The 23,598-nt window shown below is 65.4% G+C and carries 21 protein-coding genes and 3 pseudogenes; 12 read left to right on the forward strand and 12 right to left on the reverse strand.

Annotation, left to right across the window (positions count from 1 at the left end; all coding sequences use genetic code 11):
• Positions 1-273 precede the first annotated feature (273 nt).
• A complete protein-coding gene (locus LKE06_RS20785; protein WP_228001002.1) occupies positions 274-1,458 on the forward strand; it encodes a cytochrome P450 family protein in 1,185 nt (394 codons plus the stop codon).
• A gap of 238 nt (positions 1,459-1,696) precedes the next feature.
• On the opposite strand, the gene LKE06_RS20790 is transcribed toward LKE06_RS20785, so the two are convergent.
• From LKE06_RS20790 to LKE06_RS20800, 3 genes are all read right to left on the reverse strand, one after another.
• Positions 1,697-3,115, reverse strand: coding sequence for an amidase (locus LKE06_RS20790; RefSeq protein WP_228001003.1), 1,419 nt, complete (start codon positions 3,113-3,115; stop codon positions 1,697-1,699).
• Positions 3,116-3,125: 10 nt separating this feature from the next.
• Positions 3,126-3,347, reverse strand: a complete 222-nt coding sequence (locus LKE06_RS20795) for a hypothetical protein (protein WP_228001004.1) — start codon at positions 3,345-3,347, stop codon at positions 3,126-3,128.
• A 175-nt stretch (positions 3,348-3,522) separates the two neighbouring features.
• Positions 3,523-5,091 (reverse strand): amino acid permease, encoded by a 1,569-nt coding sequence (locus tag LKE06_RS20800; RefSeq protein WP_228001005.1) that lies wholly within the window; start codon positions 5,089-5,091, stop codon positions 3,523-3,525.
• Positions 5,092-5,290: 199 nt separating this feature from the next.
• Between LKE06_RS20800 and LKE06_RS20805 the strand changes: the two genes are divergently transcribed.
• The 7 genes and pseudogenes from LKE06_RS20805 to LKE06_RS20840 form a co-directional block, all read left to right on the forward strand.
• Positions 5,291-5,515: a hypothetical protein gene (locus tag LKE06_RS20805; protein ID WP_228001006.1), complete on the forward strand. Its 225-nt coding sequence runs from the start codon at positions 5,291-5,293 to the stop codon at positions 5,513-5,515.
• Positions 5,515-6,333 carry an SAM-dependent methyltransferase gene (locus tag LKE06_RS20810; RefSeq protein ID WP_228001007.1) on the forward strand — a complete coding sequence of 273 codons (819 nt, stop codon included), beginning with the start codon at positions 5,515-5,517 and terminating at the stop codon, positions 6,331-6,333. The genes LKE06_RS20805 and LKE06_RS20810 overlap by 1 nt, the downstream gene beginning before the upstream one ends.
• Before the next feature lie 57 nt (positions 6,334-6,390).
• Entirely contained in the window at positions 6,391-7,365 is a 975-nt protein-coding gene (locus tag LKE06_RS20815; protein ID WP_228001008.1) for an NAD(P)H-dependent flavin oxidoreductase, read from the forward strand.
• A gap of 49 nt (positions 7,366-7,414) precedes the next feature.
• On the forward strand, positions 7,415-7,648 hold the full coding sequence (locus LKE06_RS20820) for a hypothetical protein (RefSeq protein ID WP_228001009.1): 234 nt from the start codon (positions 7,415-7,417) through the stop codon (positions 7,646-7,648).
• A gap of 215 nt (positions 7,649-7,863) precedes the next feature.
• On the forward strand, positions 7,864-8,316 hold the full coding sequence (locus LKE06_RS20825) for a hypothetical protein (RefSeq protein ID WP_228001010.1): 453 nt from the start codon (positions 7,864-7,866) through the stop codon (positions 8,314-8,316).
• A gap of 4 nt (positions 8,317-8,320) precedes the next feature.
• A complete protein-coding gene (locus LKE06_RS20830) occupies positions 8,321-8,902 on the forward strand; it encodes an LppP/LprE family lipoprotein (RefSeq protein ID WP_228001011.1) in 582 nt (193 codons plus the stop codon).
• A 157-nt stretch (positions 8,903-9,059) separates the two neighbouring features.
• A pseudogene (locus LKE06_RS20840) lies at positions 9,060-9,736 on the forward strand (alanine dehydrogenase); the annotation flags it as partial.
• A gap of 6 nt (positions 9,737-9,742) precedes the next feature.
• Here LKE06_RS20840 and LKE06_RS20845 read toward each other — a convergent pair.
• Positions 9,743-10,255 (reverse strand): Lrp/AsnC family transcriptional regulator, encoded by a 513-nt coding sequence (locus LKE06_RS20845; protein WP_228001012.1) that lies wholly within the window; start codon positions 10,253-10,255, stop codon positions 9,743-9,745.
• 413 nt (positions 10,256-10,668) lie between these two features.
• Between LKE06_RS20845 and LKE06_RS20850 the strand changes: the two genes are divergently transcribed.
• Positions 10,669-11,040: a hypothetical protein gene (locus LKE06_RS20850; RefSeq protein ID WP_228001013.1), complete on the forward strand. Its 372-nt coding sequence runs from the start codon at positions 10,669-10,671 to the stop codon at positions 11,038-11,040.
• Here LKE06_RS20850 and LKE06_RS20855 read toward each other — a convergent pair.
• Positions 11,037-12,472 (reverse strand): annotated as a pseudogene (locus tag LKE06_RS20855) (amino acid permease). The gene LKE06_RS20850 and the pseudogene LKE06_RS20855 sit on opposite strands and share 4 nt — an antisense overlap.
• 156 nt (positions 12,473-12,628) lie before the next feature.
• A pseudogene (locus tag LKE06_RS20860) lies at positions 12,629-13,057 on the reverse strand (proline dehydrogenase family protein); the annotation flags it as partial.
• A gap of 363 nt (positions 13,058-13,420) precedes the next feature.
• On the opposite strand from LKE06_RS20860, the gene LKE06_RS20870 reads away from it, so the two are divergent.
• Positions 13,421-14,683 carry a PucR family transcriptional regulator gene (locus LKE06_RS20870; protein WP_228001014.1) on the forward strand — a complete coding sequence of 421 codons (1,263 nt, stop codon included), beginning with the start codon at positions 13,421-13,423 and terminating at the stop codon, positions 14,681-14,683.
• Positions 14,684-14,784: 101 nt separating this feature from the next.
• Here LKE06_RS20870 and LKE06_RS20875 read toward each other — a convergent pair whose 3' ends face one another.
• From LKE06_RS20875 to LKE06_RS20885, 3 genes are all read right to left on the reverse strand, one after another.
• Complete coding sequence (locus tag LKE06_RS20875; protein ID WP_228001015.1) at positions 14,785-15,687, reverse strand: dienelactone hydrolase family protein; 903 nt, start codon at positions 15,685-15,687, stop codon at positions 14,785-14,787.
• A 166-nt stretch (positions 15,688-15,853) separates the two neighbouring features.
• A complete protein-coding gene (locus LKE06_RS20880) occupies positions 15,854-16,615 on the reverse strand; it encodes an alpha/beta hydrolase (RefSeq protein WP_228001016.1) in 762 nt (253 codons plus the stop codon).
• Positions 16,616-16,919: 304 nt separating this feature from the next.
• On the reverse strand, positions 16,920-17,369 hold the full coding sequence (locus tag LKE06_RS20885) for a MarR family winged helix-turn-helix transcriptional regulator (RefSeq protein WP_228001017.1): 450 nt from the start codon (positions 17,367-17,369) through the stop codon (positions 16,920-16,922).
• An 85-nt stretch (positions 17,370-17,454) separates the two neighbouring features.
• On the opposite strand from LKE06_RS20885, the gene LKE06_RS20890 reads away from it, so the two are divergent.
• Positions 17,455-19,269 carry an ABC transporter ATP-binding protein gene (locus LKE06_RS20890; RefSeq protein ID WP_228001018.1) on the forward strand — a complete coding sequence of 605 codons (1,815 nt, stop codon included), beginning with the start codon at positions 17,455-17,457 and terminating at the stop codon, positions 19,267-19,269.
• 9 nt (positions 19,270-19,278) lie between these two features.
• On the opposite strand, the gene LKE06_RS20895 is transcribed toward LKE06_RS20890, so the two are convergent.
• Both LKE06_RS20895 and LKE06_RS20900 read right to left on the reverse strand, forming a co-directional pair.
• Entirely contained in the window at positions 19,279-21,042 is a 1,764-nt protein-coding gene (locus LKE06_RS20895; protein ID WP_228001019.1) for a serine/threonine-protein kinase, read from the reverse strand.
• 133 nt (positions 21,043-21,175) lie between these two features.
• Entirely contained in the window at positions 21,176-22,096 is a 921-nt protein-coding gene (locus LKE06_RS20900) for an LLM class F420-dependent oxidoreductase (RefSeq protein ID WP_228001020.1), read from the reverse strand.
• Between the two features lie 298 nt (positions 22,097-22,394).
• On the opposite strand from LKE06_RS20900, the gene LKE06_RS33275 reads away from it, so the two are divergent.
• Complete coding sequence (locus LKE06_RS33275; protein WP_372477409.1) at positions 22,395-22,577, forward strand: shikimate kinase; 183 nt, start codon at positions 22,395-22,397, stop codon at positions 22,575-22,577.
• On the opposite strand, the gene LKE06_RS20910 is transcribed toward LKE06_RS33275, so the two are convergent.
• Positions 22,564-23,508: an alpha/beta hydrolase gene (locus LKE06_RS20910; RefSeq protein ID WP_228001021.1), complete on the reverse strand. Its 945-nt coding sequence runs from the start codon at positions 23,506-23,508 to the stop codon at positions 22,564-22,566. The genes LKE06_RS33275 and LKE06_RS20910 overlap by 14 nt on opposite strands.
• Positions 23,509-23,598: the final 90 nt, after the last annotated feature.

The raw sequence follows: 23,598 nt of genomic DNA on the forward strand, positions 1-23,598 counted from the left end.
GGAGCCCCTGGGGATCAGAACACGTTGCGGCCGTATCGGCCTGCGGATCATCGGTATTCGTCCCGTCGTAGCGTTCCGGCAGTGGCCCATCGGGCTACACGTATACAAGCGCATCCGGGTAGGCGAAAGACCATGCAGTCAGACGCATCTCGCAGTCAATTTCGATTCGTTCTTGGGAGGTAGTTTCTTCATCATGTACCCGTTCCCGGCGCTTTCGTCGACACAGCCGCTAGGTGGCCTATCGGTGGCGGCCGATACCGAAGGTCAACGCTGGTGAGGCTGCATTCGCTCGAGTTCGCGGCCGATCCGCATGGCGCTTACGACGATATGCGGCACCGTTATGGTTCGCTGGTTCCGGTCGAGATCGCGGCTGGGGTGCCCGCGACATTGGTGATCGGCTACCGTGAGGCACTGCGCATTCTGGCCGACCCATTTCATTTTCCGTCCGATCCGCGGGCGTGGCGCTCCACCGTCGCAGCGCAGTGCCCGGTGTTGCCGATGATGCAGGACCGGCCCGCTACCTCCGCGACCAATGACGAGGAAGATGCCCGATACCGGGGCGCCTATACCGCCAGTCTCGACACCATCGATCTGTACGCGCTTCGCGGTGCGGTCGAACGAATCGCGATACCGCTGATCAACAGTTTTTGTGGAACCGGTTCGGCGGACTTGCTCGGTCAGTTCGCGATGCCGCTCACGGTGCGGGTGCTCAACGATGTGCTCGGGTTCTCGCCGGAGGCGGGGGAGCAGGCGTTCTCCGCGATGTCGGTGCTGCGCAACGCGGCCGACGCGACATCGGCTGAGCAGGGTAGTGAGCTGCTCACCTCGGCGATCCGGGAAGCGATATCGGCGAAACGGGCGGCCCCGGCCGCGGACGTGATGTCCTCGCTGTTGGCGCAGGACCCCGCTGCCGACGATGCGCAGATCACGCATCAGACGACCATGTTGTACATGACGGGTACCGAACCGACGTGGAACCTGATCGTCAACACGCTGCTGTTGATGGTGACCGACGACGAGTTCCGGGGTGAGCTACTCGGGGGATCGCTGTCCATCCCGGACGCGATCGGCAAGGTGCTGTTCACCGATCCGCCGTTGGCGAACTTCTGTTTCAGCTACCCGCGCCAGCCGCAAATATTCGAAGATGCCTGGTTGCCGGAGCATCAGCCGGTGGTGATCAGCTTGGCCGCGTGCAACAACGATCCCGCAACGGTGAGTGGTGACCGCACCGGGAACCGATCGCATCTGGCGTGGGGTGCGGGTCCGCGTGCGTGCCCGGCCCAGTCGGTCGCCATGGTCATTGTTCAGGAAGCGCTCGACCAGTTGCTTGATGCGCTGCCAGAAATCCGGCTGGCGGTGCCCGCCGAGCAATTGGAGTGGCGACCAGGTGGTTTCCATCGTGCCCTGGCGGCGTTGCCGGTGACATTTCCTCCATCCCCTCCGCTGAATCCTGTTTAAGGGGACCAGTTCAAGGGGAACCAAAGGGCCGTCGAACCCGACGGTCGTCGGGCGCTCGTCGGCGAATCGCGTCAGCCGTTGCAGCACGAGTAGGGCGGCGCCTCGGTCGATGCCGGGGACGGCGGAGGAATGTTCGTCGGTGTTGACCGAGTCGAGGTTGACCTCCGCGGTCTGTAGTCGTTCCCCGGACGTGCACTCGATGAGCGTGAACAGGTCCTGGGTGACGGCACGTTTGTGGTCAGGAAATTCCCGGCCGGCGATCGGCCCAGGGGCGGCATTGTTCGAGTTGAGTTGCGAGACAAAGTATTTCGGCCTCCGCGTTGGGGCGTCCGACGATCTGGACGCTGCGTGGGAGGCCGGTGGGGGACCAGCCCGCGGGGATTGCGGCGGCGGGGTTGCCGGTGACGTTCCAGAGGGCGGTGTAGCTGGTCATGGGCAGGCTGCGTAGTAGGGCATGCAGGACTCCGGCGCCGTCGAGGCGGCCGATCGGTGGCGGGAGGTGCGCAATGGTGGGGGACAGGAGTAGGTCATAGCGGTCGAAGAGCTGGTTCACCGTGGCGGCGACCTGTTCGCCACGGTGCTCGGCCCATCGTAGGACGGCTTCCGGGGCGATCCGGCGCGCGACGGCGGCGATCGTGCGGGTTCGCTGCTCGAGGAGGTCGGGGCGGTCCATTCGGTCGGCTTCTTCCCTTATGCCACCGAGGAATTGGGGAAAGAAGGCGGTGGTGGCATCCGGAAATTTCGGTTCGAAGTCCTCGACATTATGGCCGAGAGCGGCTAGGGTATCTGCCGTTTCCCGAACAGCCGCAACGCATTCCGCATCGGGGCGAATACCGCGAACCGCGGGCCGCAACGAGACCGCGATGCGCAGCGGGCTCGGGGGTTCGGTTGTGGCGAAGCTGGTTTCGGGGGCTTGCCAGCGATCGGTGGCGGTAGTACCGCTGATCACCTCGTAGAGCAGGGCACCGTCAGCGACCGATCTGGTGAGCACGCCAAGGGTGCCCAGTGCCCGCCACAGATCGGGGTTCGGCGCGGTACTGACCCGCCCCCGTTGCGGCTTGAGGCCGAACAGACCGCAGCACGCCGACGGAATCCGGATCGAGCCGCCACCGTCGCCGCCCGTCGCCGCCGCGACTATCCCTGCCGCGACCGCCGCCGCGGAGCCACCGCTCGACCCGCCGGTAGTGCGGGTCGGGTTCCACGGGTTGCGGGTGTAGCCGTGTGCCGCGGATTCGGTGAACGGCCAGGTCCCGAATTCCGGCAGGGTCGTCTTTCCGACGATGACCGCTCCGGCGGCCTGCAGCCTGCGCACCAACTCGCTATCGGCGTCGGCCGGGGCGATATTGCCCGCGCCACCGAAGGTGGTCGGCACACCGGCGATATCGATCTCGTCCTTGATCGCCATCGCAACGCCGTGTAGCGGTCCGAGTCGCTCCCCGCCCGCCTGGCGCTCGTCGAGTGCGCGAGCTCGCGTCAATGCCTGATCGGTGAGCACCCGAGTGAACGCATTCAACTGAGGCTGTAGCCGCTCGATGCGTGCCAGGCTCCGCTCGGTCGACTCGACCGCCGAGACCCGACCGGCCCGAATCGCGGCCGCCTGCCCCACCACCCCGGTGAAAGCCCACTCCGCCTCGCGCGAACTCATGGTCTCGGTCATCGCGTACCTCTCAATCCTCGCTACCGCGCCGATCTCCGATAAACCGCAGCAGCGCCGGATCGGCGGAGGTGATGCGGTCCACCTCCTCGCCGCCGGTGCACTGGAATAACCCCACGGTGACCTGCCCCGGGTGCCGACCGATCACCCACCACACGGCCCCCGAATCCTGCCAGCGGCGCAGGACCGCGACCGCGTCCAGCGCTGCGTGGTCGCCGAATTGTTTGTCGGTCATGGTTGATGGTCCTGTCGAAGTGCCCGTCCAGTCAGGCTACGGCGTATTTCGCCGTCCATGCGAAATACGGTCGTCCTCGAATATTGATACCGAGCTGCGCGCCCTCTGTTAACCGATGGTTATCCAGAATATTTAGGTCGATGGCTAGCGACAGCAATGATTCCGGACAGCGCGATCAGGCGTCGACCGCCGATTCGTCCTCGGTCGCCCCTTCGCCTGGCGGCGGTTGCGCGACCGTTCGCTTCGGGCCGGTGAACCACTCCCGCGCCGAGGCGAACCACCAGATGCCGATCGCCCCGACCACCACGACGAGCGTGATCGGTGCGTAATTTACTGTGTTCCAGGTGAATTCGCTGTTCCATGGGTAGCCGTGATCGTCGGTCGGCAGGATGAACAGCAGGCTGATGAACACGATCCAGATCAGGGCGATGATCCCGACCGGCCGGTACCACCGGCCGAGTTGCCAAGGGCCGGTGTGGAATCGGCCGCCGTGCAGCTGTCGCAGCAGGATAGGGATGCCGTAGGCGATATAGAGGCCGATGGTGGCCACCGAGGTGGCGGCGGCGTAGGCGGTCGGCGCGTTCGCCGCGGGAACCAGCATCGATGGAATCAGCAGCACGAACGCGAAGAACGAGATGAACCCGACGGCATTCACCGGTACCTTGCGGGCGGAAAGCTTTGACCAGAGCGCCGATCCGGGCACCGCGCCGTCGCGGGAGAACGCGAATAGCATGCGTGAAGCCGAGGTCACCGAGGCGTATCCGCAGAACAATTGGGCGGCGGCGGCGATGATCAGCAGTAGCCCGGACCAGAAGGAATTCAGCGAGTTCTCCAGTATGTAGATCACCGGATAGCCGCTGTTCTTTTCGGGATCCAGCGCGTCGTCGAGATTCGGTATGGCGAAGGTGACCGCCATAATGAGCAGATATCCCGCTACCGCCGAAACGATGATCGTATTGATAATGCCCTTCGCGGCGGTGCGAGCCGCGTCGTGTGTCTCCTCCGACATGTGGGCCGAGGCGTCGTAGCCGGTGAAGGTGTATTGGGCGTGCAGCAGTCCGAGCAGGAAACTGAACGCCACCCCACCGAAGCCGACCGCACTGTTGTCGACGGTTTCGGTGAATACGAATCCGACGCTCTGGTGGTGGCTCGCGCCGAACCCGAGCACGACGACGAATATCGCGACGCCGCCGACATGCCACCATGCCGAGATATTGTTGATCACCGCCGACAGATGTGGTCCGATCGCGTTGAGCACCGCGTGCAGCACCAGAATGACGATGAACACCAAAAATATTGCGGTGCGGTCGGTGCCGATATCTATGCCGATCACATTGAGTACGGCGGTGGTGAAGATGGCCGCGCCGTAATCGATCGCGGCGGTCACCGCGATCTGGCCGATCAGGTTGAACCATCCGGTGAACCAGCCCCACGCCGGCCCGCCGAGCTCGGAGGCCCACCAGTACAGGCCGCCGGAAGTCGGGTAGGCAGACGCCAATTCGGCCATCGCCAGCCCCACGAACAGCACCATCACCGAGACCAGCGGCCAACCCCATGCCATGGTTATGGGCCCGCCATTGCTGAGCCCGATCCCATAACTGGCGAGCCCGCCGGTGAGGATCGAGACGATGGTGAAGCTGATGGCGAAGTTCGAGAAACCCGACCAGGATCTGGATAGTTCTTGTTTGTAACCGAGTTCGGCGAGCCTGCGTTCGTCGTCGGATGGTGCTTGGGCTTGGCTCATTTGTGCTCCCGGGTGAAAACGCTGCCCTCATACGGCGTTTGCAGAAGATAAGTGTGAGGTGATCGCGGGTCAATTGCAGGAAAACATGGAAACCCGGTGGATTCGTGGTCGACCCACGCCGGTGACCTGAGCCGCGCCAACGCCTGTGCGCGGGTTTCGCGAACCTCGCACGGCCCGCTCGGGTCTGCCTCCTGGCGGCATGGTGGTGTTACTGATCGGCGCCGCGATCGTGGTCGCCGCGGACCACGGTCACGCATTGCGTCGGTTGGGCCTGTCCCGAACAGATTTCGTGCTGGACGTGCTCGCCCTGTTCCGGGCGATCGCACCTGCGGCCATCCCGGGCAACCATCGAACCGGCAGACCGGCAGTGTTCGGTGACCCGACCTGGCATGATGACAAAAAATCGATAGGAATCGAGGGGTAGTGGAATCGGAATCGGAATCGGCGGTAACACGGATCGACACGACCAAGCCGCATCCGGCTCGCCGGTACGACTATTGGCTCGGTGGTAAGGACAACTTTCCGGCAGACCGGGAATCGGCCGACATTGTCGCCGAAGCGTTTCCGAGCATCCGCCTCGCGGCCATGGAAAATCGGAACTTTCTGCGCCGTGCGGTGACCGCCCTGGCCTCGGAGATGGGGATCCGGCAGTTCCTCGACATCGGCGCCGGCCTGCCCACCGCGGGCAATGTGCACGAGATCGCTCAGGACATCGTGCCCGAGTCGCGAATCGTATACGTGGACAACGATCCGATCGTGCTGGCGCACGCCCGCGACCTACTCGACAGCGGCCCCGAGGGTGCGACCGCGTATATCGACGCCGACCTGCGCGAACCCGAGCGCATCCGCACTCATCCGGACCTGCTCGCGACGCTCGACCTGACGAAGCCGGTCGCACTGATTCTGGTTGCCGTCCTGCATTTCATCACCGACGATGACCAGCCCTACGCACTGGTCCGGCAGCTGTGCGAAGCGCTGCCCTCGGGCAGCTATCTGGTGATGACCCACGCTACCGGCGACTATCTCACGCCGGAGGATCTCGCCGAGGCGATCGAACGCGATCGGCGCAGTGGAATCCCCTTCCAGCTGCGTTCCGCCGCCGAATTCGCCGAGTTCTTCACGGGATTGGACCTTGTGCCACCGGAAATCAGTTCGGTCATCGACTGGCGGCCGGGGGTATGGCGCGCGCACCCGCGTGCCGAGGCCGTCTCGATGCTCGGTGCGGTGGCCCGAATCCCATGACCGGCGGCCTGACAAGGGTCGTCGGCAACTAAAATGCGACATGAACTAGGAGCTGCCATGACATTGCGGACCGCTCTCACGGGAATGTTCGGAATCGAACATCCGATTGTGCTGGCACCTATGGGTGGTGTGGCCGGTGGTGCGCTGGCCGCCGCGGTGTCCGAGGCGGGCGGGCTCGGCGTGATCGGCGGCGGTCTCGGTGATCGCGAGTGGATGGACCGGGAGGTCGCGCTCGCCGCAGCGGGCACCGGGAAGCCTTGGGGTATCGGCCTTTTGATCTGGGGGATAGACACGGACACGGTGTCATGGGTCATCGACCGCAAGCCGTCGGCGATCGTGCTGTCCTTCGGCGACCCCACCCCCTATGCCGCCGCGATCCGCGACGCTGGAATCCGCCTGCTCGTACAGGTGACAGATTCCGACGAGGCCGCTCGTGCGCTGGATGCCGGGGCGGATGTGCTCATCGCGCAGGGTAGCGAAGCGGGCGGGCACTGCGGTGGTCGCGCGACATTGCCGTTCGTACCCAGCGTCGTCGATATGGCCGAATCGACCCCGGTGCTGGCCGCGGGCGGTATAGCCGACGGGCGCGGACTCGCCGCCGCGTTGACGCTGGGCGCCGCCGGCGCGCTGATCGGGACGCGCTTCGAGGCAACCCACGAGGCATTGATTTCGGCACACGCGGCGAAGGCCATCGTGGCCGCGCGGGCGGGCGACACCGAACGCAACCGGACTCTCGACATCGCGCGCGGCTCCGCATGGCCCGCCGAGTATCCCGCCCGTACCCTCCGCAATGGCTTCCTGGATCGATGGCGTGGTCGTGATGCCGAAATGATTGCCGATTCCATTGCACTACAACAGTTTCGGGACGCAGCCACACGCGATGACCTCGACTACGTGCCGGTATGGGCGGGGGAGTCGGTCGACCTGATCGACCAGCTCGAGTCGGCAGGCGAGGTGGTCCGGCGCATCGGCCACGACGCCGAGGCGGTCCTGCGGCGTACCGCCGAGCAATGCGTGGACACGCCCCGCTGAGCAGCGGCGCATCGACCACCGACGGCTCAGCGGGTCAGAAGGGGTTCTCATGAGTACCGCTCGATACGAACGCGCGGCGCGGCGCCGACGCCTGCGGAACTGGGTTGTCGGCGCTCGCATCGTCATAGTTGTGGTGGCGAGCGCGCTACTGGTCACCTTCGCGATCCTGTTTTCGGTTGTGGGCCCGCGCGACAAGGTCCGGCCGGCGCAGCCGACCACGACTCCGGTCACGACGCCCCCGGCCACCGCGCCGGCGACTATCGAGCCGCCGAGACCCGAATGAACAACGGCGGCCGATACGCACCCGCGCTTTCGGTCGAATCGCTCGGCTGATCCGAGGATCGCCGCGGGATCGAGCCGATATCATCATGCGCAGCGGGTCACGGCCCCGATGGGGCGCTGCTTGGTGATTTCCGCACAACATTCGCCCTGGTAGATCGACGATTCACCGATCTTGTTGAAGCTCGGGCCCTGCTGTCGAACGACGAGGACGCAATAATGAGCTGCGGCAATACCGGCACCGACACCGTCGAAGCATCTACGGCCCGGCGGTGGCGCCTGCGCGCGATGGCCACGGCGGCCACCCTCGCGGCCACGACGGCCGCCATCGCCGTCGCCACGCCGAGTGCGGGCGCCGCGGTGCGACAGCTCGGCGTGTTCCCGGAGAACAGCTACGGATTGGCCACGAATTACGGGACCGGCTGCCACTACACGTTGCGCGCCAATCTCACTCAGGCCGTGGATCCGGTGTATTTCTACGACAACGGCGTCCCGCTCGGCAGCACCGCCCCGCAGGGTGGGGTCGCCTTCTACACGTGGTCGCCGACCACCCCGGGCGTCCATACGCTTTCCGCGCTCCAGCTACCGAACAACGATATCGTCGCCACCGTGGATATCCGGGTGGCGACCGGCGTCCCGGTCGGATGGGCATGCGTCGTCGTGGGCAGCTGACACGATGAACAGCCCGCGGCCCGCGCTATCTGTCGCCCTCGCCGGCCTGGCGCTGGCAGGCAGCGCGTGCGGGTCGACCACGGAGGTCGTCGGCCCCACCATCACGGTGTCGCCGCCCGCGAACATCATCTTGCCCGCCACACCGCCCTCGGCATCGGCGGCTTCGACCGCGGTGTCAGCGCGACTGTGTGGAGTCGATCTGAATTCGCCGGTAATCCAGTCCGCGGTCGCCACCCTGCCGATGGAGGAGAGCACCCGCTCACTGTGGTCGACCGATCCGCGCACCTTCGTCGGCAACTTCGACCCGTGCGTGACGCTGACAACGGTCATCGTCACGATCGACGGCGCGACGGCCGAATCGACGAATCAGGCACTGTTGTTTCACCAGAGCGCTTACATCGGCGCCGCGACCCGCGAGAACTATCGCTTCATCACTTTGGACCGTGAACACACCAACGATGACACCGTCGGCCTGAGCTACCGGTCCTCGCCCAGTTGCGACACCTGTACCGACGGCAACTTCACCGATGTTCGATTCCATTGGGACGGAAGCCGAGTCCAGATGATCGGCGGTCTCACCAACTGATGTCGGCCGGGCTTCGCCCGCCATTCGTCGGCGAGCCAATTGGGGAACCATCGAGCCGCGCCGGGTAGCCCTAGCTTCACCGAAAGGGCATTCCGACAACGGATTTCGCGATGTTCGGATCGAAAACCACTGGCAGGTCGATGAATACGTGATGTTCGCTGGTCAGGTTGAAGTCGCAGTGCATGGTGGCGGCCAGCACGTCGATGGGGCGGCTGAGCGGCAGATTGCCCGCTGCGGCGGCGCGGTGATCGGGGTGGGCGTGGCGGGCGGTAATGCCGTCGCCATCGCGGTCGGGATGCACGCGGATGTGACCGTGCTCGACCTGGATATCTCTCGCCTTCGTGATCTAGATGCCCGCTATGGTGGCCGGATACGCACCATTACCTCCAACGCGCTGGAGGTGGAGACCGCTGTGCGCGATGCTGATATGGTCATCGGCGCGGTTCTGGTGCCGGGCTCGAAAGCGCCGACATTGGTGTCCAATGACCTTGTCGCGCAGATGAAGCCGGGCGCGGTACTGGTCGACATCGCCATCGATCAGGGGGCTGCTTCGAGGATTCGCGACTGACCACCCATGCGGATCCGACCTACCCGGTGCACGAGACCGTCTTCTATTGCGTGGCGAATATGCCCGGGGCGGTGCCATACAGCTCTACGGTCGCGCTTACCAATGCCACACTGCCGTACGTGATTTCGCTGGCCGAGCGCGGCTGGCGCGAGGCAACGGACGCCGATCAGGGTCTGGCGAACGGACTCAGCACCCACCATGGCATGTTGCTATCGGAATCCGTTGCGGCAGCACATGATTACCGTGCACAGCGCTTGGTGGCATAACGGTCGTCAAGGGGTGACGGCGCGATTCCTCGGTCGCACGTGCTCGAAGATGAGGATCGTCTCCGTCGAGGCGACCGCGGGGTGCGCGCTCAGATTGTTGAGCACGAACACCCGCAGCTCGTCGGTGTTCGCGGTCGCGACGTGAATCAGATAGTCGTCGGCGCCGGCAATGAAGTAGACGTTCAGCACCTCGTCCAGTTTGGCGAGCTGCTCCCCGAACTCGGCGAGATGCGCGCGCGCGTTGCCGTGCACGCGGACCGCGATCATGGCCTGCAGATTCCGGCCGAGCGCGGCCGGGTCGATATCGGCGTGGAAGCCGCGGATGACACCACGCTCGACTAATGATCGGACACGGCCGAGACAGGTCGAGGGGGCGATGCCCGCGAATGCGGCGAGCGCATTGTTCGTCATGCGCCCGTCGCGCGCGAGCTGATCGAGCAGCACTCGATCGATATCATCGATCGGAGTGTTTTGGTACGGCTTCGACGCAGTGGCCACGATTCCGACCTTACAGAACATGGTTCATCGGATCGCCTTACCGGCAACGTTGTTCGAAGGCGATGGGTGTCGGCCTCGGTATACCTTCGACCGGTGAACACTTCCTGGCACACCGTCACTCCGCCTCCATGCGCCTGATCGGGCGCACCTGCTGAATTTCTGACCGACTACCCGGCTGACGCGTCGCGCGGTCGAGGTGTGCTGTCGTGCGCCCGTTTCGAATCCAACTTCACCCGGAATTCGACGACGGAAGTTCACGACTGTGCCGAATCGGCACCACTTCACTGGCTGTCGCCAGGTCCTCCAGAACGCCGAAATCAAGCCTTTTCACCGGACCGATGCCTGTCCTCGCCGCCGCTGTGGCCTGGGGAACGAGGGGCACTCCAGCTCATTTGCCCCGCCGCCCCGCCCACAGCGGCCATCGGCTCGCCGGCGTGGCCATCGGCGGGCTGCTGCTGTTCGTTTCCACGGGCGGTGCCCGCCTGAGCTGCACCCGTACCGAGCGAGGTCTGCTGCTGCTCGGTGCGATCGCGGTGGCGGGCTATCCGCTCAGTTTCTATCCGGCCATCACCTATGTAGGTGTCGCTGTGGCCACGGTGATCACGTTGGGCAGTGCGCCGGTATCCGCCGGTCTGCTCGCCTGGCTCACCGGTCACGGTCGTCCGAGCACCCGCGGGCTCGGTGCCCCCCTCGCCGAGGCCGGCGTCGCGACACTGCTCGCAGTGGTGGTACTCGGTGAGCGCCTGCCGTTGGTGTGCTGGTGTGAGATGGCGCCGATCCGTCTGTGTCCCTTCGGAATTCGCTAAATCGCCGTAGACGTCTCGGCCGTGCCCGCGTTCAGCTTCGAGTGGGTGCGCGAGTAGAAGTAGTAGACGAACAGGCCGACGATCAGCCAGACCACGAATCGCACCCATGTCTCCCAGGGCAGCGACCAGATCAGGTAAATCGAGAAGCCGATGCCGATGATCGGAATCACCGGCATGAGCGGCAGCCGGAACTCCCTCGGCTCGTCGGGGCGGGTACGCCGCAATACGATCACGGCAACCGAAACGACGATGAACGCCATCAGGATGCCGATATTGGTCAGCTCGGCAACCGTGTTGATCGGCAGCACGCCCGCGAGTATCGCGGCGCCGACACCGACGATCCAGGTCACCCGGGTCGGCACCTTCCGCACCGGATGGGTCTTGGCGAACCATTCGGGCAGCAGCCCGTCGCGGCTCATGGCGAACCATACCCGGGTGACGCCCAGCATGAAGGTGAGCACCACTGTGACGATGCCGACGATCGCTCCGATCGCGATGATGTTCGCGATACTCGGCATGCCGACGGCCTCGAAGGCGGTCGAGAAGCCGCTCGTCGGGCTGATCTCGGTGTATTTCTGCATGCCGGTCAGCACCAGCGTGGCCAGTACATAGAGCACCATCGCGATGCCGAGGGAGTAGATGATCGCCTTGGGCAGATGCTTCTTTCCTTCGATCGATTCCTCGGCGGCGGTGCTCATGGCGTCATAGCCGAAGACGGCGAAGAACACCGTCGCGGCGCCGGTCCAGACCGCGCCGGTGCCGAACGGGAAGTACGGGGTGTAGTTGGAGCTGTCGATATGGAAGACACCAAGCACGATGATCAGCAGCACCAGCGCGACCTTGATGCCGACCGCGACGGTTTCGAACCGGCCGACGCTGCGGATACCACGCGATAGCAACCACGCTGTGCCGAGGCAGAACAGCACCGCGAAAACGTCGATCACATGGCCGTTTCCGGTGCCGGACGCGCCCATCATCCAGTCGGGCGGGGTGATGTCGACTGCCCGAGCAGGAACCGGAAGTATCCGGATACCCCGATCGCGACGACCGCCGCCACCGCGATGTACTCCAGCAGCAGATCCCAGCCGATGAACCATCCAGCCAGCTCGCCGAGCGAGACGTAGCCGTAGGTGTAGGCGGAACCGGCCTTCGGGATCATGCCCGCGAATTCGGCATAACAGAGCGCCGCGCACGCGCTGGCGACGCCGGCGATCAGGAACGAAATGAGTACCGACGGTCCGGTCACGGAATGCGCGACAGAACCGGCGAGGGTGAAAATGCCCGCGCCGATGATGCCGCCGACACCGATCGCGGTGAGCTGCCACAGCCCGAGTGATCGTGCCAACTGTTCGTCGGCGGGAGCTTCGTCGTCCTCGACGCGGCCGATGGGTTTACGGCGCAGCATTTGACCGCGCAACTCCGCGATGGACATAGGCATCCTTTCGTCCCCTGCGCCACTGCCGCGAGCCAGTAACCCAGATCACACTTTTCGTCTGGAGCTAGCTAATACGACCACAGCGCCGGTGTGATCGGCGAGTTGGATAAATAACGTTCAGGTGCCTTTGTCCGATTGAACGACAGCCGGGCCTCAGCGCTGGTTGCCGGGAACCAGCGCGCGCAGGAAGAAGCCGAGATTGGCCGGACGTTCGGCCGGCCTGCGCATGGCCGTACCACTGGTCGCCGAAGGGCAGGTAGACCCGCAGGTGTTGCTGTTCGGCGAGCCGCCGCTGCTCGATATCCCTTATGCCGTAAAGCATTTGGAACTCGACCCGTCGGTGCTTCGCCCGGCCGCCGCGATGTCGTGGCACGCGGCTTCGATGATCGCGGGGTCGTGGATGGCAAGCATCGGATAGCCCGCACCGTTGACCAGGATGTGAAGGCCGCGCAGACAGGATTCGTCGACTTCGGCCTTCGCCTGAAACGCGACCGACGCTGGTTGCTTATATGCGCCCTTGCGCAGTCGAATTCGCGAATCGGGGCCGGAGAGGTCGCGGCAGTCGGCTTCGGCCCGCGTCAGCTGTCCTCCGATTCCATTGCCTGGTGCGGGTATCGGTGCTCGGTCGGCGGCACGAAGGTCTCCTTGATGGTGCGCGCCGAGATCCAGCGCATCAGGTTCTGGGCCGATCCCGCCTTGTCGTCGGTGCCCGAAGCGCGCGCCCGGCGCGTTCGGCGCTGCCAGGGGCGAACGCGCCCACCGGCTCGTTGAGCGGCTGCGGTGTGGTCACGATAGCGTCCATGGTTACTCCTCCTTTTCTTCGGGTCAGGTCCGAAGTCAACACCGGAAAAGTGCCCGGAGGATGAGCCAACCGGACAAAGATGGGATGTGTGCGTTGTCCGGTTGGCCGAACACAACGCGCAGGTGCGTGAACGGAGGCAGGTCGTGGCGAATAAGAGTGAGATCGAAGCGGGTGTCGCGCTGCGGGAGGTGGTCACCACCGATATCGACCTGTTCGGCCTGGCCCAGATGGTCGCCAAGAACGCGGGCGGCATGGTGTCCATCGAGGACCCGCAGTCGCATGTGCTGGCCTATTCCGCCGCGGACGGGACCGCCGATCAGCTACGGGTGCTATCGATCCTCGGCCGCGAGGGCCCGCGCGACTATCTGCGGGTGCTGCAGAAGCGTGGCGTGTTCGACCGCCTGCGCCGCACCGATGACGTGATCGATGTGCCCGCGGACGAAGAGTTGGGCATCAAACGACGACTGGTCGTCAGCATCCGTTTGCCGCGCGGCGGTGGTGCGCCCCGGGTGCTCGGCGCGATCTGGCTACAGCAGGGCGACCGACCGCTCGAATCCGATGCGGCGGAGATACTGCGGGGCGCATCGGCCATCGCCGCCCGCGTCATTTCCCGCAGCCTCGATGAGCCTTCGGCTGGGACTCGGCTGATTCATCGGCTGTTCGGAGCCGGTGGCGGCGGCATCGATATGGCCGAGGTGGCCGGCGCGCTCGATATTCCGGTGACCGGTCCGGCCGCGGTGGTCGGATTCGCGGTCACCGGCGTGGCGAAACGGCCGACCGAGGGACCCGGCTTGGCGGGCATGCTTCGCTTGCACGCCAGCTCTTTTCGGCGTGACGCGGTAGTCACCGCGCTCGATGATCGGGTGTACGTTCTGCTGCCCCGCTACCGATCCGAGCGCGCGGTCACCGCGTGGGCCCGACAGCTGGTCGAGCAGTTCGAATCGAAAGGTTCATTCGTGCTGCGCGCGGCCATCGCGCATTCCGTCGTCGACCTCGCCCACGTCGCCGGTGCCCGCATCGAGGTCGATCGGGTGCTCGACAGCACCGTGACGTCCTACCCCGGAGGCAGGGTCACCACGCTGGCCGAATCCCGCACGGCGGTACTGCTCGGCGAGGTTCTCGATGTCCTCGGCACCCATTCGGAATTGCACGACCCGCGCCTGGACGAATTATTGGCCTACGACCGCAAACACTCCGCCAACCTGCGCGAAAGCGTCGAGACGTATCTGCGTGAACACGGCGACGTGCGCAATTCCGCGACCGCACTCCAGGTCCACCCCAACACTCTGCGCTATCGAATCCGGCGGGTGGAAGAAATTCTCGGCATGCACCTCGACGACCACGCCGACCGCCTGCTGTTGGACCTGCAACTCGCCTTGCATCGGCGCAGCACCGGGAAGAGTTGATCGGAGCGGTCGAGTTCACCGATATGCCATGGCGTGGGCGTCTCGACCGGTGTGCGGTTCGTTGCCTGTGACGTACTCGCGTGTCGGCGACCGATAGTTGGTCAACTCAGGTAGGTCCCGTACCAGTCCAGCACGCGTCGCCATGCTTCGGTCGCGGCGGCGGCACTGTATCGGGGCCCGGTGTCGTTGAAGAACGCGTGATCGGCGTCCGGAGCCACGAAAACCTCGTAGGGCAGCCCGGCCCGCTGCAATGCCGCCTCGGCTGTGGGCCGGGACGCGTTGACGCGCGCGTCCAGCGCGGCGTAGACGGCGAGCACTGCGGCCTTCGAGCCGGCAAGATCGCTGTTGTCCGGGAATGGTCCATAGAACGGCGTCGCCGCGGCCAACTTCGGTGCGCCCGACGCCAGCAGTGACCACACCAGTCCGCCACCGAAGCAGAAGCCGGTGGTGCCCAGCTTTCTTCCCGGCACTCGTCGCTCGAGTTCATCGACACCTGCCGCGAGATCGGCATTGAACTGATCCTGGGAGATATTGCTGAGCGCGGCAGTGGCGGCCGCCGGGTCGGTGAAGGTCGTGGTGCCGCCCACCTCGGAGAGCAGGTCGACCGCGAGGGCGGAGTATCCGGCGCCGGCGAAACGTCCGGCGACCGAGCGAATGTGGTCGGTGAGCCCTTTATTCTCGTGAATCACGAGCACGCCGCCGCGTGGCTGTTCGGCCGCCGCCCACGCGGCCTGCAAGGTGCGACCGTCGGGGCCGGGGAAGGTGATCGGAGAGGTACGTAGCGCGGTGCTCGTGCCCGGCGGGGCGAGGGCCGCTGATCCGGTTGCCGATGGCGCCGGGCTCGAGGTCTTATTGTCACTCGAACAGGCCGCCAGTACCGCCACTGCGGCCGGGGCGCCCAGGCCGAGCAGTCCGAGACGACGCAAAGCCTCGCGCCTGGTCAACAACCCGTCGGCATGATCGGCAGCGATTTCCTCGACGATGTAGCGCTGCAACGGCGTCATGGACTCAGCCTAGGACTGTCACGCCGGACGGTATGCCAACTCGGCGGCATCCACCGGCTACCGGCCGTTGCGCGTACGCGACACGCTGTTCTGATCCTGGCCGGCAGGATCGTGGCAATGGCGGTATCGGCGTTCGGCGCGGGGCCGGACGCCGATACCGGTCACGTCAGTCCGAAGCCGTGTCGGTGGCCCGGCCGAGGTGGCGGGCGAAGAACCGGGCCGAGCTGTCGCGCTCGTATTCGGGCACCTGGTTGTGCCTGCCCGGGTGGGCGTGCAGTGTCTTTTCCTTCGAGGCGAAGGCGTCGAACAACGCGACCCCGCAGGTGCGGTCCATTTCCTCCTCGTCCCACGGAATCCGGTACTCGACCGGGACGGTGATCTTTTTTGCCGCCTCGATCAGAGCGTCGTCCACGAAAACCCCACCGAAGCTCAGGGCGGCGATCCGGGATTCGACCGCCGTCAACAGCAGCCCGGTCACGACGCCCAACGTCATGCCGCCGTAGCCGATCGGCGCTTCGGCGCCGATCTCGGGCAGCGCCTGCAGGGCGTCCAGGGTCGCCTGCCATTCCGGCACCGCACGCTCCGCCAGCGACATGTTGTAGTCGATGACGATCGGGGCGATCGGCTCGCCCGCCGCCCGGGCCTGATGGATCGCCTCGGCCCACTGTTGATCCTGAAGGTTTCGCGGCCGGTCACCATGTCCGGGCGCGTCGATGGCGGCGACGGTGAACCCATAGGTGGTCACGCTGTGGAGTGCACCGGCTACCAGCCCCGGCGCCTTCTTGTGCATGCCGCCGCTGTGCCCCGACAGCAGCAGCGGTGCGCCAACGGTTCCGGATGTGGGCGACCAGAGCACGCCGGTGATCTCATCCAGGGTGAAGTTACGTTCGATGACACCGTTCGATGATGTCTCAGAGGTGAAATGCATGGTGTTGCCTTTCGGGATTGCCTTGTCGAGGCGCTCCCGGCGACACCTACGTCAATCGCCGAACCGTGAACACGAGTGGGAGCACCCACATGGTTATTGCGTTCATGGGTCTCACCTCCTCGCGTGATGTCACGGTCTCGCGCACGCTATCAAGCCGAACCGAATCCCGTCCATCCTATTTCTTGCCCACCGACTCGACCGGCTGTCGACACGCTTATCCGCCACCGACCGCGCGGTTCAAGGAGGGCCGGAACGATCGTTCGCGAAACACATTGCCGCACGGATTGTTTCGGCCGGCAGCTGCTCAGGTAACCGATTCGGTTGGGTGCTCGTCGACCGAATCGAGTGTGGCGAGTAACTCGCGGAGCGTTTCGCGTTGTTCGGGGGAGAGGGCGGCGAATAGCTCTGTCGCGGCCTCTCGACGAGTGGTGGCCATTCGCGTCAGAACTGAGCGGCCTGCTTCGGTGGGGGTGATCAGGGTGGAGCGACGGTTCGACGGGTCGGCGGTGCGGGTCACCAGGCCTGCGGACTCGAGTGCGTCGACGACGGTGGTCGCCGAGCGCGGGACGATCTCGAGCCGTTCGGCCAGCGCGGCCATGCGCAGCGGTTCGTGCTGTCTTGCGATGATGCGCAACGCGCGAGCCTGGGCGGGGGTGAGGCCCAGCGGCGCGAGCCGGGTCGCCTGATTGCGGCGTATCCGTTTGGCGGCGCGCAGAAACAGCTCGGGCAGGTCACTTTCGGGAGCGGAATCCACGGGTCTGAGCTTAACTCATTATTCAGTGGAATAATTATGAGCCATACTCAGTTCTAGGAATAGTTTCTGCGAAAGGAGGGCGCCTATGCCGCCCCCACGATCTCAACTCGGCCGGATCATGCGGCTCTTCCGGCCATATCGTGTCCGCCTGGCGCTGGTTGCCGCGCTGGTCGGCTTGTCTTCGATCGTCGGGCTCGCGTCGCCGTTCATGCTGCGTGGTGTCCTCGATGAGGCGCTGCCCAACGGCCGAACCGGCCTGTTGACTCTGCTGGCGGCCGGCATGGTCGCCGTCGCTATTTCGACCAGCGTGTTCGGCGTGCTCCAGACCTATCTGTCCACCGCGGTCGGCCAGGAGGTCATGCACGATCTGCGCTCGGCGGTCTACACCCAACTGCAGCGAATGCCGTTGTCGTTCTTCACCACCACCCGCACCGGCGAGGTCCAGTCGCGCATCGCCAACGACATCGGCGGCATGCAGTCGACGGTCACCTCGACCGCTACCTCGCTGGTCTCGAACTTCACCACCGTTGTCGCCTCGATCATCGCCATGATCGCGCTGGACTGGCGGCTGACCGCGGTCTCGCTGATCATGTTGCCGTTCTTCGTATGGGTGAGCCGCCGTGTCGGCGACGAACGACGCAAGATCACCGCGCAACGACAGCAGAAGCTCGCCGGTATGTCGGCGATCGTCGAGGAATCTCTCTCGGTGAGCGGTATCCTGCTCGGGCGCACCATGGGGCGGTCACCCGCACTGATCGACAATTTCGCCAGGGAGTCGCGCGGACTGGTCGACCTGGAGATTCGTGCGGGCATGGCAGGACGCTGGCGGCAGTCGACGATCCAGATCATCATGTCGGCGATGCCCGCTGTAATTTATTGGGTCGCCGGACTCACCGTCGCCGCCGGGCATCCGCTCGTCTCGATCGGCACGCTGGTCGCGTTCACCACCTTGCAGAACAGCCTGCTGCGGCCGATGGTGCAACTGCTGTACACGGGTGTCGAGGTACAGAGCTCGATGACACTGTTCGGACGGATCTTCGAGTACCTCGACCTGAAGCCCGATATCGAGGAACCGCTACGGCCGCAAGCGCTGCCGAACCCCGAGGGGGAGGTGCGCTTCGATCACGTCGGCTTCACCTACGGGCCGGGAACTCGAAATGTGCTCAGCGACATCGACATCACCGTTCCGGCCGGGACCAGTGTCGCGGTGGTCGGCGAAACCGGTTCCGGCAAGACCACTCTCGGCTATCTGGTGGCACGGCTCTACGACGCGACCGCGGGACGAGTCACCATCGATGGAACCGATGTGCGTGAGCTGTCCTTCGCCGACCTGTCCGCCGCCGTCGGCGTGGTCTCGCAGGAGACCTACCTGTTCCATGCGTCCGTGGCCGATAACCTTCGCTTCGCGAAACCCGATGCCACCGACGAGGAACTGCACGAAGCCGCGCGCGCCGCGCAGATCCACGACCATATCGCGGGCCTGCCTGACGGCTACGACACCCTGGTCGGCGAGCGCGGTTATCGCTTCTCCGGTGGTGAGAAGCAACGGCTCGCGGTCGCCAGGGTCATCCTGCGCAATCCGCCGATCCTGGTCTTGGACGAGGCGACGAGCGCACTGGACACCCGCACCGAACGTGAGGTCCAAGCCGCGATCGACGCATTGTCGGCGGGCCGCACCACGATCACCATCGCCCACCGCCTCTCCACTATTCGTGCCGCCGATCAGATCGTGGTCCTCGATCACGGCAGGCTCATCGAACGCGGAACCCACCATGAACTACTCGAACTCGACGGCCGCTACGCCGATCTTCTCGCCCGCGATGGCGACCTCGACTCGGATTTGGCCGCGTCCGATATCGAGTTGCTCGGTCCCGCAGTGGTTTTCGAGAAGGCCGAATAGACGCGGTGATCAGTCCTTCTTGGTGAGGACGCCGGTGATGGGGCCGAGAATTCCCGGCATGCTGTAGTTGAGCGTCCCGTCGGGGCGCAGGGTGAGCGTCGAGATCGAGCCGTTGTCCATGCAGTTGGTCGAGCTGTTGACCAACTGTGCTATCAGGGTTATCTCGTTGGTGCCCACGGTGTTCAAACTCTCGACGCGAGTGCACTTTTCGTGCGCGACCGAACCGGTGTTCGACGACTTCCCGATCTCCTCACCGGTCTTTCCGTCGCGGATTTTCAGGTCGATGTCGAAGGAGACGATCACGTCTCTGGCGACCCCGGTCCAGTGACCGACGAAAGCGGAAGGTACCGACGCGCCATCATCGGCGGCGGTGGTGGTGGATGTCGCGGAGGATGTTTCGACGGCGGCGGAGGATGCGGGCACCTGCGAGGTGGCGGCGGCGGTCGGCGTGGTGTCCGCCGCCGCGGTGGAGTCGCCCTTCAGTTGGCCCCCGATAACAAATGCGCCGCCCGCGACAACCACACAGGCCACCACCGCGCCGGTGATCAAGGCAACGCGACGCCCGCCCGAGCTCTTTTCCGGCCGCGCGGCGGGCGGCGGCGAATCTCCACTCGGGGGCGGTCCGGGCATGGCTGCCCGCTGGTATCCGGACCACTGCTGGGGCGCGTCATGCTGCCCTGACCAGCTGCTTTGCGTCGCCTCGTCGCTATAGGACAGCGGGGGCTGAGGCGAGCCGACCGACTGCGCGGGTGCCCCGTAATGTCCGGCGTCCCGCGTCCGGGATTGGATCGTCGGTAGGTAGCCCTGTTCCAGCCGCGAGATCGTCGGGTCCGACCGCGACGGATCCATCGGCTGCCCGCGCAATGAATCGGGCACCCGGACCGGACCGGAGTCCAGGTCCAGCAGTTGCACCGCCCTTCTGCTCACCTCTTCGAGCACCGGGGCGGGTAGCCAGCCCGCGCGCTGGGGGACGCCGATGTCCTGTAGCGCGGCGAGCAGCTGATCGGGCGTCGGGCGGGCGGCGGCGTCCTTGGCCAGGCAGGCGGCGATCAATGGACGCAGCCGCTGCGGCACACCATCGAGCTGCGGCTCCTCGTAGACCACGCGGAACAGCATCTGCACTGTGTCGCCGACGCCGAAGGGACCGTGCCCGGTCGCCGCGAACACAAGGACCCCGCCGAGCGCGAACACGTCGGCCGCCGGGCCGACCGGCGAGGCGAGCACCTGCTCGGGGCACATGAAACTCGGTGAGCCGATGACACTGCCGGTGGTGGTGAGCGCGCTGTCCTCGATCGCGCGGGCAATGCCGAAGTCGATCACCTTGGGTCCGTCGATGGCCAGTAGCACATTCGACGGCTTCAGGTCGCGGTGCACGACGCCGACCCCGTGGACCGCGATCAGCGCCTCGGCGAGTCCGTGCGCGAGTACCAGCAGTGCGTTCTCGGTGAACGGGCCGAACTGGTCGACAGCCTCGGTGAGCGAGAACCCCGCGACGTAACCGGTCGCCAGCCACGGCGGATCGGCGTCGACGTCGGCATCGAGTACCGCGGCCGTGAACTGCCCGCCGACCCGCCGCGCCGCTGTGACCTCCCGCCGGAAGCGCTCACGGAACTGGGTGTCGCCTATCAGGTCGGGCCGGATGACCTTCACCGCGACCGTGCGGCCGCCCGCACTGCGTCCGAGGTATACCCGGCCCATGCCACCCGAGCCGAGCAGGCCCAGAAGCCGGTAGTCCCCGATCCACGCCGGATCGTCCATTTCAAGCGGTCGCATCGCGACGATGGTTCCCTTCGCATCGAGTCAGAACACCCGAAAGGCTACCCACCGGCCGATCGGGTCGTTCGGTTACGTCGATGTGCGGGGCCGGTCAGGCGCTCTGCTACCGGTGCCGTGCGCCCGGACCGGTTCAGAGCTGCGATTTCACCTGTGCGGCAATCAGTTCGAGGTGATCGAGGTCGGCGAGGTCGAGAATCTGGAGATAGATCCGGGAGGCGCCGATCTCGGCGTACTGTCCGATCTTGTCGACGACCTGGTTCGGCGACCCGGCCAGGCCATTGAACTTCAAGTCGTCCACGTCGCGGCCGATCGCCTCGGCGCGGCGCTCGATCTCGGCGTCCGTGGTGCCGACACAGGCGATCAGAGCGCTCGAGTAGACCATTTCGTCCGCCTGCCGCCCGCGGGCTTCCACAGCCGCCCGGACCCGATCGAACTGCTGCGCGCTGCTCTCGACCGAGGAGAACGGCATATTGAACTCGTTGGCGTATTCGGCGGCCAGACGCGGGGTGCGGGTGGTGCCCTGACCGCCGATCAGCACCGGAATCGGGTTCTGAACCGGTTTGGGCAGCGCGGGGGAGTCGGTCAGCTGGTAGTGCTCACCGGTGAAGTCGAAGGTGTCGCCGAGTTTGGTCGACCACAGGCCGGTGATGATCGCGAGTTGTTCCTCGAGACGATCGAACTTGTTGTCCGGGAATGGAATTCCGTAGGCGGCGTGCTCCTCGGCGAACCAGCCACTGCCAAGGCCGAGTTCGACGCGCCCGCCGGACATCTGATCGACCTGGGCGACCTGAATGGCCAGTGGGCCGGGCAGTCGGAAGGTGGCGGCGGTGACGAGGGTGCCGAGGCGAATCCGCTCGGTTTCCCTGGCCAGCCCCGCGAGGGTGATCCAGGCGTCGGTCGGACCTGGCAGGCCGTCGGCCGAGCCCATCTGCAGGTAGTGGTCGGAGCGGAAGAACGCGTCGTATCCCAAATCCTCGGCGGCCTTCGCGACGGTGAGCAGGGTGTCGTAGTCGGCGCCCTGCTGCGGCTCTGTGAAGATACGTAGTTCCATGCTTGTTATGTTGCCCGAGGATGCCACTGCCGTCGCGCCGGGCGGTCACCAATCGGTCGTGTGACACTCGCGACGAGTTCTGGTATCGGGTCCGGCTCCGACGGTAGTACGTAGCCCTGGCAACGCCCTACTCGATGAAGAGATAGCGCGCGGGACCCGAACGATGAAGCCGGGCCCGCGCCTTGGCTAGTGTCTGATCCGGACGGCCGAGCGGCGTCGCCTCCGCGTGGCCGCGATCGATGACCGACAGCCTAGGAGCGCGATGACCGAGCGGACCGATGCACCACTGATTGTCGCAATGGGTGTTTCGGGCTGCGGGAAGTCGACCGTCGGAAAGCTGCTGGCGCAGGCACTGCCGGTCGAGTACGCGGAGGGCGACGAATTCCATCATCACGCACAGCCGCTCATGAAACCATCAGCGCCACAACAACGCTCAGCAACCACCTCAATCAGCCGATCGGTTTCGTCTAGCGATTCGTGATCGACAGCAGGATATCGGCTATCGGCTGGGGATCGGCGGGGCCGAAGTGTGGTGCGTCAAGTGTATGGACGTCGAATCGGTTGCCGGGGGTGGCCGCGTCCGCTTCGCGGATCATTCGGTCCTGCAGTGCCAGGGGCAGGAGGCGGTCCCGGGAGCACCGAATGTAGCTGCGCGGAATCCGACCCCAGGTGGATGGGTTGCCGCGGGCGTCATCCGTCCCGACCGCCACTGATTCGTCGGGCTCCAGGATGTTCAGGGCTGAACGAAAGGTGTCGTCGTCGTAATCCTCGGCGAAGGTGGTTTTCGCGGCTGCCAGGAACTCGGGGTCGGCTGAACGCCAATTGACTCGAGTCACGCCGGTCTTCTGCGGATCACCGAGACCGGGAATCGCCGACCCGAACGACTCGCCCACCTCCGGCGTCAGGAGGCAGTCCAGCACGCTGCGCAGCTGGACACAGCAGAAGGCGGTCAAGTAGACCAGTCGTGCAATGAGGTGGGGGATTTCGTTGGCGACTCGGGTGATGGTGGCACCGCCGAGGCTGTGCCCCACCAGCACCACCGGTCCGTACTCGGCGACTCTGCGTACCACACCTGCTACGTGCTCGACGTTGTCGGCCAATCGCACCTTGGCCAGCGGCGACGGTTCGTTCGCCAGCCTGGCCAGATCCTGGGGTGCCTGGTATGAGAGCGGAAACCGAGCCGCTGGGCCGTGTCCTGGCAGGTCGACCGCCACCGCGCGGTGACCGGCGAGCACTAGCGCGGTCTGCAGCGTGGTGTAGGCAGCGCCGTTTCCGTTGGAGCCGTGCACGATCACGAACGTCCGTGGCTCACGTCCGGTATGCGCTCCACTACGAGTGGAGCATCCGGCCACCACTGTGCCGGCGCCCAGCGCTCCCGCGGTAAGGAGCCACCTGCGTGACTGGTCAGGCACCGCTGGATTCCTTTCGCCGCCCCGAAGACTGACCGAACGCAAGACCGAGGCCCACCGCGAGCCGGCTTGTCTCGACATGCCAACCCCTCC

The sequence above is a fragment of the Nocardia australiensis genome (genome assembly GCF_020733705.1).
GTDB lineage: Bacteria > Actinomycetota > Actinomycetes > Mycobacteriales > Mycobacteriaceae > Nocardia > Nocardia australiensis.

Bases quoted from the DNA above. Each gene is read 5' to 3' on its own strand.
- LKE06_RS20790 (WP_228001003.1), bottom strand. From the start codon at position 3,115: ATGACCGAGACCATGAGTTCGCGCGAGGCGGAGTGGGCTTTCACCGGG.
- LKE06_RS20795 (WP_228001004.1), bottom strand. From the start codon at position 3,347: ATGACCGACAAACAATTCGGCGACCACGCAGCGCTGGACGCGGTCGCG.
- LKE06_RS20800 (WP_228001005.1), bottom strand. From the start codon at position 5,091: ATGAGCCAAGCCCAAGCACCATCCGACGACGAACGCAGGCTCGCCGAA.
- LKE06_RS20805 (WP_228001006.1), top strand. From the start codon at position 5,291: ATGGTGGTGTTACTGATCGGCGCCGCGATCGTGGTCGCCGCGGACCAC.
- LKE06_RS20815 (WP_228001008.1), top strand. From the start codon at position 6,391: ATGACATTGCGGACCGCTCTCACGGGAATGTTCGGAATCGAACATCCG.
- LKE06_RS20820 (WP_228001009.1), top strand. From the start codon at position 7,415: ATGAGTACCGCTCGATACGAACGCGCGGCGCGGCGCCGACGCCTGCGG.
- LKE06_RS20825 (WP_228001010.1), top strand. From the start codon at position 7,864: ATGAGCTGCGGCAATACCGGCACCGACACCGTCGAAGCATCTACGGCC.
- LKE06_RS20830 (WP_228001011.1), top strand. From the start codon at position 8,321: ATGAACAGCCCGCGGCCCGCGCTATCTGTCGCCCTCGCCGGCCTGGCG.
- LKE06_RS20845 (WP_228001012.1), bottom strand. From the start codon at position 10,255: ATGTTCTGTAAGGTCGGAATCGTGGCCACTGCGTCGAAGCCGTACCAA.
- LKE06_RS20875 (WP_228001015.1), bottom strand. From the start codon at position 15,687: ATGACGCCGTTGCAGCGCTACATCGTCGAGGAAATCGCTGCCGATCAT.
- LKE06_RS20880 (WP_228001016.1), bottom strand. From the start codon at position 16,615: ATGCATTTCACCTCTGAGACATCATCGAACGGTGTCATCGAACGTAAC.
- LKE06_RS20890 (WP_228001018.1), top strand. From the start codon at position 17,455: ATGCCGCCCCCACGATCTCAACTCGGCCGGATCATGCGGCTCTTCCGG.
- LKE06_RS20895 (WP_228001019.1), bottom strand. From the start codon at position 21,042: ATGCGACCGCTTGAAATGGACGATCCGGCGTGGATCGGGGACTACCGG.
- LKE06_RS20900 (WP_228001020.1), bottom strand. From the start codon at position 22,096: ATGGAACTACGTATCTTCACAGAGCCGCAGCAGGGCGCCGACTACGAC.
- LKE06_RS33275 (WP_372477409.1), top strand. From the start codon at position 22,395: ATGGGTGTTTCGGGCTGCGGGAAGTCGACCGTCGGAAAGCTGCTGGCG.